Origin of the sequence: Cellulosimicrobium sp. SL-1, assembly GCF_011033075.1 — a bacterium.
GTDB lineage: Bacteria > Actinomycetota > Actinomycetes > Actinomycetales > Cellulomonadaceae > Cellulosimicrobium > Cellulosimicrobium funkei.
This window is the reverse complement of sequence record NZ_JAACJC010000001.1, coordinates 245,769-260,775: the sequence shown is the minus strand read 5'-3', so window position 1 is coordinate 260,775 and position 15,007 is coordinate 245,769. Positions and strand designations below refer to the sequence as shown.

The window sequence follows — 15,007 nt, the reverse complement described above, 5'->3', positions numbered from 1 at the left end:
GGCAAAGAAATCCTCCCCGCGGGACCATCGCGAGGAGCCTGTGGACAACCGTCGGCGCGCCTCGGGGCCGTGCCAGGCTGACGGCGGGCGTCCGGTCGGGCGCCCGGACGACGACGGACGGAGGAGCCGTGCAGCGACGACGTGTGCTGCGACCGGAGGCGCCGCTCCTGCGGCGCGGCCCCGGCGAGGTGCAGGTCGGCTCCGACCCCCGGTGGTCGGTGCGACTCACCGGGCTCGATGCCGACGACGAGCGCTGGCTGCGCGCGCTCGCCGGGCCCGCTCGGCGCGGCGACGCACCCGACGTCCCGGGCTCCCCGGCGCAGCGCACGCGCCGCGCCGCGCTCGTCCGCCTGCTCGACGAGGCGCACCTCCTCGTGGCGGCGCGTCGGCGCCGGCCGGCGTCGCCCGCCCCGGGTCACGGCGCGGCGGATCTCGCGGTGCTGTCGGCCCTGCTGCCCGACGGCGCGGGGCACCGCGTCCTCGCGGCGCGCGCCCGGGCGACGGTCGGGGTCGTCGGGCTCGGCCGGGTGGGTGCCGCGCTCGCCATCCACCTCGCGACCGCGGGGGTGGGCGTGCTCGTGCTCGACGACCCGGGCACCGTGCTCGCCACGGACGTCGGAGGCGGGGCGTACCGGCTGCGGGACGTCGGGTCGCCGCGCGAGGGCGCAGTGCGGCGGATCGTCGAGGAGGTCGCCCCGGGCGTCGTGACGGCCTCGACCCCGGTCACGCCGGAGGAGGCACGGGCACCCGCGCCCGACGTCGTCGTCGTGGTCGAGCACGGAGCCGCGGACCCGGTCCGGGTCCGGAGGTTGGTGGGTGCAGGGGTCGCGCACCTGTCGGTCGTGGTGCGCGAGGCCGACGTCGTGGTCGGGCCGTTCGTCCGACCGGGGCTCGACCCGTGCCTGACGTGCGCGGACCTGCACCGCGCGGACGTGGACCCCTGCTGGCCGCAGGTCGCGCGACAGCTGCGCGAGGCGTCGGTGCACCGGGGCGAGGAGACGCTCCTCGCGGCGTCGGCGGCGGCCGTCGCGCTCGGTCAGGTCCTGGCAGCCCTGGACGGGCTGGTGCCCCGCGCAGCCACGGCCGGCATCGAGATTCCTGCTCCCGATGCCGTGCCGCGGCTGCGCGGGTCGAGCCGCCACCCGCGCTGCGGGTGCGGCGAGCTGGCGCGCACGCCCCCGGACGGGGCGCCGCTGCCCATGTCAGGCCGCCGTCGAGGCGCCGACTGACGCCTCGGTCCGTGCGGCCTCGTGGGCCTGGCGCTCGGCCTCGCGGGCGAGCACCTCGGCCTTGCTCGGACGGCCGCGGCCGCGCTTGCGCGCGACCACGACGCCGTCCACGAAGACCTCGCCGCCCCAGACGCCCCAGGGCTCGCGGCGCTCGACCGCACCGGCGAGGCAGCCCTCGACGAGCGGGCAGGTGCGGCACAGGGCCTTGGCCTCCTCGACCTCGGCGGTGCGCTCGGCGAACCAGAGCTCCGGGTCGTTGGTGCGGCAGGGCAGCAGGCCCGCGAGCAGGCGGTCGAACTCCGCGGAGTCGTTCTCGCCGAGCGGCGTGGCCAGCGGTTGGTGGGGGACCCAGGGGCCGGATCCCCCCTGAGCGGTGATGTTGTCGAGCAGCGCGGTGAGCCGCACGATGTCCTCCAGTGATGTCCTGTCGTGGGTGTGAACGTCGTCGTCACAGGACCCTGAGGACAGCGGCCCCGTCTCGTGGAGACGGGTGGTGCCGGTGATCCTCATCGGCGGACGTGCTCGGAGAACACGAAGGCCGCGGGTCCTAGAGGGACTCCGCGGCCTGGAAGGTTCCGGTCGGTCAGACCGGGTTCGTCCTGGGGGCGGAGTCGGGAGCGGGGCGGGCGATGAAGGTGCCGCCGCGGTGCGCGATGGCACGCGGACGGAGCTCTCCTGGCGTGCCCGTGTACACGGACGCCTGATCCAGCAGGTTCGCCATGGCGATCTGGTTGTTCATCAGCTCTCCCACCCCCTCTCTCCATCAGGCGCCCGCCTCTCGGCGCGCCCCTTCCCAACAGGACTCGTCGACCATATGCCGCCCCTCGCAGGAGGCACAACTTATTTACGGGAATTTCTTCGACGAGTTCACCCGGCCCTCGTCGAGGGCCGGGCAGAGCGCCTCGTCAGCGCTCCGCGCGGCGCACGATCTCGAGGATCGTGGCCCCGTACCGCTCGATCTTCGCGGGCCCCAGACCGTTGATGCGCGCCAGCCCGGCCGGGCTCGTGGGGCGCGTCTCGGCGATGGCGGCGAGCGCCGAGTCCACGAGCACGGTGAACGCCGGCTTGTCCGTCTCCTGCGCGACCTGGCGACGCCACTCGCGCAGCTCTTCGAACAGCGCCTGGTCGTACTCCCCCGTGAGCCGGACCTTCGCCTGCCCGGCGCGAGCACGCCGCGTCCCGCGCGCGCCGGGCTCGTCGGGCCAGAGCCCGTCGAGGAAGCGCGTGCGGCGGCGCGTCGCCCGGCCGCCCGGGTTGCGCGAGCGCGCGAACGAGAGCTCGAGGTGCTCGCGCGCCCGCGTGATGCCGACGTAGAGCAGCCGGCGCTCCTCCGCGACCGCCTCGTCCGTCTCGGCGAGGGAGATCGGCATGAGCCCCTCGCTCATCCCCGCGAGGAAGACGGCGTCCCACTCGAGCCCCTTGGCCGCGTGCAGCGACGCCAGGGTGACACCCTCGACCGTCGGGGCGTGCTGAGCGGCGGCGCGCTCGTCGAGCTCGGCGATGAAGGCCGCGACGGTCGGGGGCGGGGCGTCGGACGCGGCGGCGAGCCCCGCGACGTCGTCGGCGAGCGCGACGAGCGCCTGCGTCGACTCCCAGCGCTCGCGCGCCGCGCCCCGCGCCGCCGGCGGCGCCGGGGCCCAGCCCGCGGCGGCCAGGACGTCGCGCACCGTCTCGGGCATGGGGACGTCCGGGTCGGCGGAGCGCGCCGCGCCGCGCAGGAGGACGATCGCGTCGCGCACCTCCTTGCGCTGGAAGAAGCGCTCCCCGCCCCGCACGAGGTAGCCGATGCCCGCGTCGGCGAGCGCCGACTCGAAGGCCTCAGACTGCGCGTTGGTCCGGTAGAGCACGGCGATCTCGCTCGCGCGCGTGCCCGCGGCGAGGAGCCGCCCGATGCGCTGCGCGATCCCGCTCGCCTCGGCCTCGTCGTCGTCGTACGCGGTGAAGGCGACGGGCGGCCCGGCCGGCCGCTGGGCGACGAGCTCGAGCGCCTGGTGGGCGCCGCCCGCGCGGCCCGCGCGCGCGAGGAGCTGGTTCGCGAGGTTCACCACCTGCGGCGTCGAGCGGTAGTCGCGCACCAGGCGGATCACCTGGGCCTTGGGGTGCGTGCGCGAGAACGTGAGCAGGTGGTGCGGCGTCGCGCCGGTGAACGAGTAGATCGTCTGCGACGGGTCCCCGACGACGCACAGCTCGTCGCGCCCCCCGAGCCACTGGTCGAGCACGAACTGCTGCAGGGGCGACACGTCCTGGTACTCGTCGACGACGAAGTGGCGGTACTGGCGCCGCACCTCGTCGGCCACCGAGCCCTGCGTCGCGAGCATGTCGCCGAGCATGAGGAGCACGTCCTCGAAGTCGATGACCGACCGCTCGGTCTTCACGTCCTCGTAGGCCGTGAGGAGGCGCGCGACGGTCTGGTGGTCGTAGCCGGCGGGGGGCTCGCGGTCGATCGCCTCGCACGCCCGGACGTAGTCGTCGGCGGTGACGAGCGAGACCTTGGCCCACTCGATCTCGGACGACAGGTCCCGCACCGCGACGCGGTCCACCCCGACGCCGAGCCGCCGCGCCGACTCCGCGACGACGGGCGCCTTGTGCTCGAGGATGCGCGGCGGCGCCCCGCCGACGACCTTGGGCCAGAAGTAGCCGAGCTGGCGCAGCGCGGCCGCGTGGAACGTGCGCGCCTGGACGCCCGTCGCGCCGAGCTCGCGCAGCCGCGTGCGCATCTCGCCCGCCGCGCGCGCCGTGAACGTCACGGCGAGCACGCTCGTCGGCACGTACACGCCCGTGCGGACCCCGTACGCGATGCGGTGCGTGATCGCGCGCGTCTTGCCCGTCCCCGCGCCGGCGAGCACGCACACGGGCCCGCGCAGCGCGACCGCGACGTCGCGCTGGTCGGGGTCGAGCGCGTCGAGGATCTCGTCGGCGGAGCGGTGGGCGAGCGGGCGTGAGACCGGTGGCGTGGACATCACCCGCGATTCTCGCAGCCCCCGGTGACACGTGGGCGGGGAACAGCCCGCGCTCCCCCGGTGTTACCGTCACGACCCGACCGCCCGCGGCACGCGCCGCCCGGAACCGCAGCAGGAGAGCCCTCGATGAGCACCGCCCCGACCCTTCCCGACGCCGGCTCGATCGTCATGTACTCGACGACCTGGTGCGGGTACTGCCGCCGCCTCAAGACGCAGCTCGACTCCGAGGGCATCGGCTACACCGAGGTCAACATCGAGGAGACGCCCGGCACCGCCGAGTTCGTGGAGTCCGTCAACGACGGCAACCGCACCGTGCCGACCGTCGTCTTCCCGGACGGCTCCGCCGCGACGAACCCGTCCCTCGCGGAGGTCAAGAAGCGCCTCGCCGCCTGACGCGGTCGTGGGAGGGCCCGGTCCGGACGTCCGGACCGGGCCCTTCCACGTCCCCGAGCACGGACGGCCCGACGGCGGTGCGTCGCGCCTCCCGCCGCCCTGAGCGGCCCTGAGCCGCACTCAGTCGTCGGCGAGGCGCGCGCCGAACCAGTCCTCGACGAGCGCCCGCGCGATCGACGACCGGCCCGGCAGCAGCACCTCGCCCGACCGGACGGCGTCGGCGAGCTCGGCCCGCGTGAACCAGCGCGCGTCGGTGAGCTCGACGCCGTCCACGTGCAGCTCGGTCGTCAGCGCGCGCGCCGAGAACCCGAGCATGAGCGAGGCGGGGAACGGCCAGGGCTGGCTCCCCCGGTAGGCCACGTCGCCGACGACGACGCCCGCCTCCTCCGCGACCTCCCGCCGCACCGCGTTCTCGAGCGACTCCCCGGGCTCGACGTAGCCCGCGAGGGTCGAGAACCGCCGCTCCGGCCAGTGCGCCGCGTGCCCCAGCAGCAGGCGCTCGTCGGCCCCCTCGCCGTGCACGACCGTCATGATGACCGCCGGGTCCGTGCGCGGGTACAGCTCGACGCCCTGGGCCACGCAGCGGCGCGTCCAGCCGCCCTTCTCGACGGTCGTCCGGCCGCCGCAGCGCGGGCAGCGCGGGTGGTTCGCGTGCCACGCCGCGAGCGCGACGGCCTCCGTCGCGAGCCCCGCGACGGGCGCCCCGACCTCGCCGACGAGGTCCCGCAGCCCCGACCACGTCCGCTCGCGCGCGAGCACGGCGAACGGTTCGGAGGCGTCCACGCCCTCGATGTCGACCTCCTCGGCGTCGGCGTCGTCCGGCAGGACGAGCGCGAGGTACGCCGTGCCGTCGCCCTCGCCGAGGAAGAGCCAGCGGCCCTGGTCGTCGTCGGTCGCCGGCTCGACGTCGCGCAGCTCGGCCGGGTCCAGGAGGGCGACGCCGTCCGCCGCGCCCGGGCCCCCGAGCGCGAGCCGGCCGCGGTGGACCAGCAGGACGCGCGTCGTCGGCTGCGACCGCAGCGTGCGCACGAGGTCCGGCTCCGCGCGGCGGTGCTCCGCGCGGTCGACGAACGCGCCGTCGAGCGGCAGCGGGAGGTGGTCCAGCGGGGTGCGCGGCAGGGCGCCCGGCCCGGGTCCCGTGCCGGTGCCGGTGTCGGTCGGGGCGTCGGTCGGCGTGGCCGTGGGTCGGTCCGGGGCCGCGGCGGGGTCGCTCGTGCCCGACGACGGCCGGGCGGCAGGGGTGCTCACCCCCCGACCGTAGGCCACCCCCGAGCGTGCCACCCGCCTGCGCATGGCGCCGTCGCGCGGGGTGCGGCGTCGGACGGCGTGGGTCGACCGGGCGCGTGCGGGGACCGACTACCGTGGTCGCGTGCCTCGCTCTCCGTTGACCCTCGCCGCGCTCGCGACCGCCGCCGTGCCCGGCCTGGACGCCCGCAGCGCGCGGCCCGTCGAGGACCCGGGCGACTACGACACCGCCGTCGTGACCGACGCCGACGGCGCCCGCTGGACCGTGCGCGCACCCCGCAGCCTCCAGGCCGGCGCCGCGCTCGAGGCCGAGGCGGAGCTGCTGGGCTCGTTGCAGCACTACGCCGAGTCGGGGGTGCTGTCGTTCGCCGTGCCGCGCGTCAGCGGCACCGCACTCCTGCCCGAGGGCGGGCGGGCCGTCGTGCACCCGGCGCTCGAGGGCGAGCCGCTCGACGTCGACAGCCTGCGGCCCGGACCGGGCCTCGCGGCCGACCTGGGCCGCGTGCTCGCGTCCGTCCACGAGCTGCCGCGCACGATCGTCGACGACGCCGGCCTGCCGGGCTACGAGGTCGAGGAGTACCGCGCGCGCCGCATGGCGGAACTCGACGAGGCCGCGGCCACGGGCAAGGTGCCGCCGACGCTCCTGCGCCGCTGGGAGACCGCGCTCGAGGACGTCTCGCTGTGGCGGTTCCAGCCGGTCGTCGTGCACGGCGACCTGGGCCCGGAGCAGGTGCTCGTCGCCCGCGGACGCGTCGTCGCGGTGACGGACTGGGCGAGCGCGCGCGTCGCGGACCCCGCCGACGACCTCGCGTGGCTGCTCGTCTCGGCACCGCCCGAGGCCGTCGACTCGATCATGGAGGCGTACCAGCTGCGCCGCACCGAGCTCACCGACAAGCACCTGCTGGACCGTGCGCTCCTCGTCGGCGAGCTCGCGCTCGCGCGCTGGCTCCTGCACGGCGTGCGCAACGGGCTCGACGACGTGGTGGCCGACGCGCTCGACATGCTGGCCGACCTCGACGAGGCGACGCAGGACGCCGACGACTGAGGCGTCGCCGGCTCAGTCGGCGACCAGCAGCGCCTCGATCTCGGCCTCGCCCAGCAGCCGGCGCGGACGCACGGTCTCGTCGGACGCGACGTAGTAGAACGCGGCGTTCACCTTCTCCAGCGACACCCCCGTCCAGCGCGACCACGCGAGCCGGTAGACCGCGAGCTGCACCTCGCGCACGCTGCGCGCCTCCGGGTCGGACGGCGCACGCCCCGTCTTCCAGTCGACGACCACGACGGCGTCGCGCGCCCCGCCCGCGTGCTCCGGGAGCTCGGGGAACACCGCGTCGATGCGCGACCGCAGGACCGTCGACCCGACGGGCGTCTCGACGTCGACCTCGACCGCGACCGGCGTGCGCGTGGCCCACTCCGAGGCCAGGAACGTCCGCTGGAGCGTCTCGAGGTCGGCGTCGGGGTCGAGGTCGTCGTCGTCCGCCCCGGGGAGGTCCTCGACGTCGAGCAGGGACGACGTCGTGAAGTAGCGCTCGGCCCACAGGTGGAACCGGGTGCCCCGGCGCGCGTGGACCGTGGGCTCGACCGGGACCGGGCGGCGCAGGTGGAGCGCGTACTCGTCGCGGTCCGCCGCGAGCCGCACGAGGCTCGACGCCGAGACGTGCGCCGGCAGCTCGACCTCCCGGCCCGAGCGCTCGGCGCGCTCCGCGAGCAGGACGCGCGCGAGCGCGACGAGGTCACGGCCCTCGGCGTCGACGAGGACTCCCGACGGCGCCGTGAGACCGGCGGGGCCGCCCGTGCCGTCCGCGCTCCCCCGCCCGGGCACGGCGTCGACCGCCCCGGCCCCGGCGGGCGCGGCGCGGTCCGCCGCGCCACGTCCTGCCGCGTCACGCTCGGCTGCCGCACGCTCGGCCGCCGCACGCTCGACGGCCACCGCCGTGTCCCGTAGGACGGACCGCGCGGACCCGCCGGGAGCGTCGTCGGGCACGGGCCACGTCCCGGTCACCTCGACGTCCTCGAGCGGGTTGGAGTCGTCGGGGCCGGGAGGTGCCGACCACCCGTCGGCCGTCACGACCCCCGCCTCGACGAGCTCGACGAGGAACGGCGACAGCGCGCGCGGCCGAGAGCCCGTCTGCCACCAGGACGCCGTGAGGTACAGCTCGCGCCGCGCGCGCGTGAAGGCCACGTAGGCGAGCCGTCGCTCCTCGGCGAGCTGGTGCTCCCCGCTCGCCGCGCGGAACTCGTCGCGCCGCGCCACGAGCTCCTTCGTGTCCGCCGCGAGGTCGAAGCGGAACTCCGGCAGGTCGGCGGCGTCGCCGCGCAACGGGTACGGGAGCTGGCTCACGTCGGTGAGCCAGCCGCTGTCGGCCCGCACCCCCGACGACGACTGCGCCGTCGTGGGGAACACGCCGTCCACGAGCCCGGGCACGACGACGACGTCCCACTCGAGACCCTTCGCGGCGTGCGCGGTGATGACCTGCACCGCGTCCGGGTCGGGCTCGCGCACGGGCAGGTCGAGCCCGTTCTCCCGGGTCGAGGCGACCCCGAGCCAGGCGAGGAACGCCCCGAGCGTCACGACGTCCGCCGTCTGCGTGAACGTCGCGGCGACGTCGCGGAACGCGTCGAGGTGCTCGCGGGCCCGGTCGCTCACGGCCTCCGGGTCGACGAGCCGCCGCGACGCGAGCAGCGCCTCGTTCGTCACGGCCTCGACGTCAAGGCCCAGGGCCCGCTCCGCCTCGACGACGAGCTCCGGCAGCGACAGGTAGGTGAGACCGCGCAGCGCGCGCAGGGTCCGGGAGAGCGCCGAGAGCCGCGCGTGGCCCTCGGCGGAGAGCGTGCGCCCGTCCGCCGCGGGCTCGCCCGGGTCCGGGAGGTCGTCGAGCGCGTCGACGATCGAGCGGTGGTCGGCCACGTCGCCCTCGACGACCACGAGCCCCGACTCGGCGTCCTCCGCGGCGGGGGTGCGACGGCGCGAGCCGAGCGCGCCCTCGAGCCGCGCGAGGTCCGCCGCGCGGCTCCCGAGCGCGTGCAGGTCGGCGGCGCCGAGGTTGAGCCGCGGGCCGGTGAGGAGACGCACGAGCGCGTCGCCGCGCGAGGGGTCGTGCACGGCCTCGAGCAGCGCGACGACGTCGACGACCTCGGGCGTCGTGAGCAGCCCGCCGAGTCCGACGACCTCCACGGGGAGCCCGCGCCGCCGCAGCGCGACCTCGACCGCCGCGAACTGGCTGCGCTTGCGGCACAGCACGGCCGCGGTGACGCGCCCCCCGGGCGCGCTCGCCGGGCGCCAGCGCGCGGCGACGCGCTCGGCCACGGCCGCGGCCTCCTCCTCGGCGGTCGCCGCCACGTGCGCGGCGACCGCGCCCGGGCCCGCGCCGGGGCGCAGCGCGAGCGGCGGCACCTCGACCCGGTCGCCCCGGCCGCCGGCGACGGCACCGCGCAGCGGACCGGCCGTGACGTTCGCCGTCGCGAGGACGGCGGCGTCGTTGCGCCACGACGTCGAGAGGAAGCGCACGGCCGAGCGGTCGCCGCCCGCGCGCGGGAAGCGGTCGGGGAACCGCGCGAGGCCGCCCGCGCTCGCGCCGCGCCACCCGTAGATCGACTGGTGCGGGTCGCCCACGGCCGTCACGGGGTGCCCGCCGCCGAACAGCCCCGCGAGGAGCTCGACCTGCGCGTGCGACGTGTCCTGGTACTCGTCCAGGAGGACGACGCGGAAGCGGGCGCGCTCGGTCTCCCCCACCACGGGCACCTCGCGCGCGAGCCGCGCCGCGAGCGCCACCTGGTCGCCGAAGTCGAGGGAGTCGGTCGCGCGCTTGCGGCGGCGGTACTCCGCGACGACGTCGAGCAGCCGGACCCGTTCCGCGACGTCGCCGACGAGCTTCTCGACCTCCTTGGTCCGGGCCTTCTGCCGCGGCCCGAGCGGGAGTGCGTCGAGCTGCTCGACGATCTCGGCCAGGCGGTCCCGCGCCTCGGCGGGGTCGAGGAGGTGCTCGCCGAGCGCGCCGGAGAGGCCGAGCACCGCCGCGACGACCGTGCTCAGCGCGCGGTCGGTGCCCAGGTCGTCGTCCCAGGACTCCACGACCTCGGACGCGAGCTGCCACTGCTGCGCCTCGCCGAGGAGGCGGGCCCCCGGCTCGACGCCGACGCGCAGCCCGTGGTCGCCGACGAGCGACGCGGCGTACGCGTTGTACGTCGCGACGGTCGGCCGGTCGAGCAGCGAGAGCGCCGACGCCGCCCCGCCCCGGGCGCGCGCGAGCTGGGCGAGCCGCACCTGGACGCGCTCCGCGAGCTCCCCCGCCGCCTTGCGCGTGAACGTGAGGCCCAGCACCGCGTCCGGCGGGACGAGCTCGTTCGCGATGAGCCAGACGACGCGCGCCGCCATCGTCTCCGTCTTGCCCGAGCCGGCCCCGGCGACGACGAGCGTCGGCTCGAGCGGCGCCTCGATCACCTCGACCTGCTCCGGGGTCGGGCGGGGACGTCCGAGGAGGTCGGCGATCCGCGTCGCGGAGAGCGTCGGCTTCGGCGGCTCCGCCGCCCGGTGCCCGTCGCCCGGGGCGTCGGCGCTCTCGACCGGGAGGCCGTCGGCCGCGACGAGACGCACCGTCGGCCCGCTCGCGCCCGCCTCCGGGAGCTCGAACAGCTCGCTGCTCACGCCACCACCCTCCTGCCCTCGGGCTGCACCGGGCACGCCCGGCGCACGGGGCACATCTCGCACAGCCCGTTCTGGCGGGCGGTGAACGTCGCCGCCGACATGGTGCCGGCGGCCTCCTCCACGAGGTCGCGCGCCCAGCTCGAGCCGTCGGGCTCCGGCTCCAGCGCGGGCTGGGCCACGACGGCGGGGCCCACGTGGGTGCTCCCGACGTAGACGAGCTGCGCGCCCGCGCTGCGCGTGCCCTCCGGCACGTCCAGCGCGCCCGCCTCGACCGCGAGCTGGTAGGCACCGAGCTGGGGATGCTCTGCGCCCTCCGCCTTCGTCGCGGTGCGCCGACCGGTCTTGAGGTCGACGACGCGCACCGAGCCCTCCCCCGCCGCCTCGACCCGGTCGATCGTGCCGCGCAGCCGGGCGCGGCCGACGGTGACGTCGAACGACGGCTCGACGAGGAGCGGCTCGCCCGCCTGCGCGACGTAGGCCGCGAGCTTCTCGACCATGCGCTCGGCCCGGCGCCGGAGCTGGCGCGCAGGCCAGCCGTCGGGCAGCGCGAGCTCCGCCCACCGGCGGTCGAGCTCCGCGCGCAGCTCGGCGAGCGACCCGGACGGGTGGGTCTCGGCGATCGAGTGGACGAGCGTGCCGAGGCTCTGGTGCGTCGCGTCGGGCGCCGTCCCGCCGGCCGCCTCGAGCGACCACCGCAGCGGGCACGTCGAGACCGTCTCGACCTTCGAGGGCGACACCGTGACGGTCTCCTCCGCACCGCGCAGCGGCGCCGTGCTCGACACGCCCGCCACGCCGTACCACGTCTCCGGGCGGGCCTCCGCGACGCCGAGCGCACCGAGGTCCGCCAGGAGCGTCGCCGCCGCGACGGCGCGCTCGTCCGGCCCCGACGCTCCGGCGCCGCCGGCCTCGCGCGCCGCGGCCTCGACGAGGACGCCACGGGCCGCGGCGACCAGCCCGCGCAGGTCGAGCGGCGCCCCGACGCGCACGTGCCTCCGCTCGGCGGGCTCGACCTGCCCGCCCCCGACGTCCGCGAGCCCCGGGCCGACGGGTGCGCGTCCGACCGGCGCCGGACCGGAACTCGCCGCGGGACCGGCGGGTACCGGGCCGGCGCCCGCCGCGGGTGCGCCCGGGCCGTCCTGGGGACCACGCCCGTCGGGACCGTCCGTGCCGTCGGGGCCCTCGGGCGCCGACGGCGGCACGACGAGGTCGCAGAACACCGACGGCGCCTCCTCGGCGTCCTGCACGGCCGTCACGACGAGGCGACGCGTCGCACGCGACGTCGCGACGACGAAGGCCCGCAGCTCGTCGGCGAGCACCTGGGCGCGCGCCTGCGAACCGACCCCGTGCGCGTCCTGGGCGCGGCCGGCGAGGAGCTCGACGAGCGCCTGCGAGCCGAGCAGCGAGTCGCGCAGCCGGAGGTCGGGCCACACGCCGTCCTGGACGCCCGCCACCACGACGACGTCCCACTCGCGCCCGGCCGCACCGGCCGGGGTGAGCGCCGCGACGGCGTCGGCCCCGCTCGCGCTCGCCGCGAGCGAGTCGGCGGGCAGGTCCTGCGAGGCGAGGTACTCGACGAACGCCCCGGCGGGCGCGCCCGGCATGCGGTCGACGAACGTCTCCGCGGCGCGGAACAGCGCGAGCACCGCGTCGAGGTCACGGTCCGCGCGCGCCCCGGCGGGGCCGCCGTCGAGCGCCGCCGAGCGCCAGCGCTCCGCGAGACCGGTCGCGGCCCACACCGCCCACAGGACCGTCTGCGCCGTCGCGCCGGGCTCCGCCGCCGCAGCCCGCCCCGCCGCGAGCGCCCGCGCGACCGCGACCGGTCCGCGACGCACCGTGGGCGGGAGCGTCGCGGCGCGCGCCGGGTCGAGGAGCAGCTCGACGAGCAGCGCGTCGGACGAGCGCCCGCCCCCGCCCTCGAGCTCCTCGGCCCGCAGCGCGCGGCGCAGACGGCGCAGCGCGACGACGTCGAGCGCGCCCACGGGCGACGTGAGCAGCGCCGCCGCGGTGAACGGGTCGAGGGCCTCGGGGTCCTCCGCGTCGGCGACGCACACGCGCACGGCCGCGAGGAGCGGCGCGACCGCCGGCTCGTCGCGCAGCGGGACGTCGGAGCCGAGCAGCGTCACGGGGACCGAGGCGGCGACGAGCTCGCGGCGCAGCGCCGCGAGCCGCGTCCCCGTGCGCGCGACGACGGCCATCCGGTGCCAGGGGGTGCCGTGCAGCAGGTGCTCCGCGCGCAGCTCGCGGGCGACGAACGCGGCCTCCTGCGCGACGGCCGAGAGCACCGCGACCTGCACGGGCGGGACGCCGGGGCCGACGTCGGCCGCCTCGCCCGGACGCCCGTCGGCGTCCCGCGGCGCGGCGCCACGGTGCACCGCTCCGGCGACGGTGCCGACCTGCGCGGTCACGCGGCGGGTCACCTCGCGCAGCGGCGCGCTCTGGCGCCAGGCGGTGCCCAGCACGGCGACGCGCGCGCCCAGCTCGCCCCGGCGCGCGCCGTCCCGCCGGGCCGGGGCGGACGCCCGGCCCACGAGCCCCGGGCTCGCGCCGCGGAACGTCTGCACCGCGGCGTCGGGGTCGCCGAGCAGCACGAGGCGCGCGCCGTCGTCGTGCAGCACGTGCAGGAGGCGCGCGGTCGCGACCGTCGCCTCCTGGTAGTCGTCGACGACCACGAGGTCCCAGCGCGGCCGGGCGGCGTCGGGCACCTCGTCGTCCCAGGCGAGCAGGGCCTCCGCGGCCTCGTCGACGACGATCGCCGGGTCGAACCGCGACCCGGCGTCGGGCGTGCCCGTGCGCAGGGCGGTGACGTCGAGGTACTCCGCGAAGAGCTGGGCGCCGAGCGACCACTCCGGGCGGTCGTAGCGCTCGCCGAGGGCGGCGAGGTCGGCCGGGGTCAGGCCGCGCTCCGCCGCGCGCATGAGGAGGTCGCGGAGCTCCTGGCGCAGCCCCCGGAGACCGAGCGCCTCCTCGGGCAGGCCCGCGGGCAGCGCGAGCGGGGTGCCGAGGTGCGCGAGGCCGCCGTCGAGGTGGCCCTCCAGGAGCTCGGCGAGCACGAGGTCCTGCTCCGGGCCGGAGATCAGCGTGGGGGCGGGCTCGCCCAGCGCGGCCGCGCGCTCGCGCAGGACGGCGAAGGCCGCGGACGCGGCGGTGCGCACCAGAGGCGCGCCGACCGTGCGGCGCGCGCGGGCCGACAGGCGGTCACGGAGCGCGGCGGCGGCGCGGCGCGACGCGGCGAGGAGGAGCACGCGCTCGGGCGCGACGCCGTCGCGCAGGGCCGCGAGCACGACCTCCTGCGCGACGAGGGTCTTGCCCGTCCCGGGTGCGCCCACCACGAGGGTCGCCCCGGGGCCGGCCGCGGCGGCGAGCGCCGCGCGCTGGGAGTCGTCGAGCACCGCGTCGGCCTCGAGCTCGCGAGGCCGCGCGACGAGGCGGGGGGCGATCGTCGTCCGGGGCACGGACCCGATCCCATCACGCGCCACCCACACCGTCGTGCGCCCGGCGTGGCGTGGCGCCGGGTGGTTACGGGACGGGCCAGCCGTTCGTCAGGCAGCCCTGGGCCGAGATGGACTGCTGGACCATCACCGGGGCGACGGCGCCCGGCGCGGGGCAGTCCTCGTGGCCGTGGCCGAGCACGTGCCCGACCTCGTGGTTGACGAGGTACTGCCGGTACGTGGCGAGGTCGTCGCCGAAGTCGGGCGCCCCGAGGACCCAGCGCTCGAAGTTCAGCACGGCAGCACCCGTGACCGAGTTCCCGCACGAGTAGCGGCTCTCGGTCGCCAGCGGGGCGCACAGGCGGTCGGTCGTCGCGGGGCTCGCGAGCACGACCCGGATCGACGCGTCGTCGGCCGCCGTCCGCGAGAACGTCACGCCGTCGGGGACCGACCAGCCGCGCGGGTCGTTGAGCGTCGTGAGCACCGCGGCGGCGAACACGTCGCCGTCGACGGGGAGCCCGGCCTCGACCTCGACCCGGACGGAACGGACGGTGCCCGTCCCGGGCGCGGGGCTCTCCCCCGGCACGACGACGAGCGAGCCGCCGAGGTCCGGCGCGACGACGACCGTCCCGAGCAGGCCGGAGCCCGGCTCCGCGACCGGGGCCTCGGGCGTCTCGACGGGTGCCGGCTTAGCGAGGGGCTCGGGCGCCGTCGTCGGGACGGGCTCGGGCGCGGTGACCGCGTCCGGGCGCGGCGCGATCGGACCGAGGAGGCCCGGGCCCCGCTCGACGGCGCCCGCGCGCTCGACGGACGACCGGCTCACGGCCGCCGACTCGTCGCGCTCCGGGGCCGGCGGCTCCACGCGGACGTCTGCGGCGGGAGCGGCCGCGGTGCCCGCCGCCCCGCCCAGGTCCCAGACCTCCGCCGTCGCCGCACCGCCGCCGAGGCCGACGACGAGGCACGCGGCGACCGCGGCCCCGTGCCGCAGACCCGTCGCGCGACCCCCGGCACGGGCGGTCGAGAGGCGGTTCGGGGGGGTATGTCTGTCGGGCACCCGCCCATCGTCCCACTCCTCGCGACGCGAGGTCGACACGAACCGCGGTTTCC

Annotated in this window: 10 protein-coding genes; 3 read left to right on the top strand and 7 right to left on the bottom strand. The window is 77.5% G+C overall.

The window, feature by feature from the left end; all coding sequences use genetic code 11:
- Nucleotides 1-128 precede the first annotated feature (128 nt).
- Nucleotides 129-1,229, top strand: a complete 1,101-nt coding sequence (locus GWJ10_RS01165) for a ThiF family adenylyltransferase (RefSeq protein WP_163184534.1) — start codon at nucleotides 129-131, stop codon at nucleotides 1,227-1,229.
- Here GWJ10_RS01165 and GWJ10_RS01160 read toward each other — a convergent pair.
- From GWJ10_RS01160 to GWJ10_RS01150, 3 genes are all read right to left on the bottom strand, one after another.
- Nucleotides 1,203-1,562, bottom strand: coding sequence for a WhiB family transcriptional regulator (locus GWJ10_RS01160; RefSeq protein WP_206153811.1), 360 nt, complete (start codon nucleotides 1,560-1,562; stop codon nucleotides 1,203-1,205). The two genes, GWJ10_RS01165 and GWJ10_RS01160, sit on opposite strands and share 27 nt — an antisense overlap.
- 250 nt (nucleotides 1,563-1,812) lie before the next feature.
- On the bottom strand, nucleotides 1,813-1,968 hold the full coding sequence (locus tag GWJ10_RS01155) for a hypothetical protein (protein ID WP_163184532.1): 156 nt from the start codon (nucleotides 1,966-1,968) through the stop codon (nucleotides 1,813-1,815).
- A gap of 166 nt (nucleotides 1,969-2,134) precedes the next feature.
- Nucleotides 2,135-4,189: an ATP-dependent DNA helicase UvrD2 gene (locus tag GWJ10_RS01150; RefSeq protein ID WP_163184531.1), complete on the bottom strand. Its 2,055-nt coding sequence runs from the start codon at nucleotides 4,187-4,189 to the stop codon at nucleotides 2,135-2,137.
- 126 nt (nucleotides 4,190-4,315) lie between these two features.
- Here GWJ10_RS01150 and GWJ10_RS01145 point away from each other — a divergent pair, with 126 nt between their 5' ends.
- Nucleotides 4,316-4,582: a mycoredoxin gene (locus GWJ10_RS01145; RefSeq protein ID WP_076405151.1), complete on the top strand. Its 267-nt coding sequence runs from the start codon at nucleotides 4,316-4,318 to the stop codon at nucleotides 4,580-4,582.
- 120 nt (nucleotides 4,583-4,702) lie between these two features.
- Here the strand turns inward: GWJ10_RS01145 and nudC are convergent, their stop codons facing one another.
- A complete protein-coding gene (gene nudC, locus GWJ10_RS01140) occupies nucleotides 4,703-5,830 on the bottom strand; it encodes an NAD(+) diphosphatase (RefSeq protein ID WP_241005614.1) in 1,128 nt (375 codons plus the stop codon).
- A gap of 121 nt (nucleotides 5,831-5,951) precedes the next feature.
- On the opposite strand from nudC, the gene GWJ10_RS01135 reads away from it, so the two are divergent.
- Nucleotides 5,952-6,872, top strand: coding sequence for a phosphotransferase (locus GWJ10_RS01135; protein ID WP_085388334.1), 921 nt, complete (start codon nucleotides 5,952-5,954; stop codon nucleotides 6,870-6,872).
- A 12-nt stretch (nucleotides 6,873-6,884) separates the two neighbouring features.
- Here the strand turns inward: GWJ10_RS01135 and GWJ10_RS01130 are convergent, their stop codons facing one another.
- The 3 genes from GWJ10_RS01130 to GWJ10_RS01120 all read right to left on the bottom strand — a co-directional run bounded on the left by GWJ10_RS01130 (nucleotide 6,885) and on the right by GWJ10_RS01120 (nucleotide 14,954).
- Nucleotides 6,885-10,472, bottom strand: coding sequence for an ATP-dependent DNA helicase (locus GWJ10_RS01130; RefSeq protein WP_346773811.1), 3,588 nt, complete (start codon nucleotides 10,470-10,472; stop codon nucleotides 6,885-6,887).
- Nucleotides 10,469-13,924, bottom strand: coding sequence for a PD-(D/E)XK nuclease family protein (locus tag GWJ10_RS01125; RefSeq protein WP_346773810.1), 3,456 nt, complete (start codon nucleotides 13,922-13,924; stop codon nucleotides 10,469-10,471). Before GWJ10_RS01125 ends, GWJ10_RS01130 begins: the two co-directional genes overlap by 4 nt.
- A 64-nt stretch (nucleotides 13,925-13,988) precedes the next feature.
- Nucleotides 13,989-14,954: a DUF3152 domain-containing protein gene (locus GWJ10_RS01120; RefSeq protein WP_241005613.1), complete on the bottom strand. Its 966-nt coding sequence runs from the start codon at nucleotides 14,952-14,954 to the stop codon at nucleotides 13,989-13,991.
- Nucleotides 14,955-15,007: the final 53 nt, after the last annotated feature.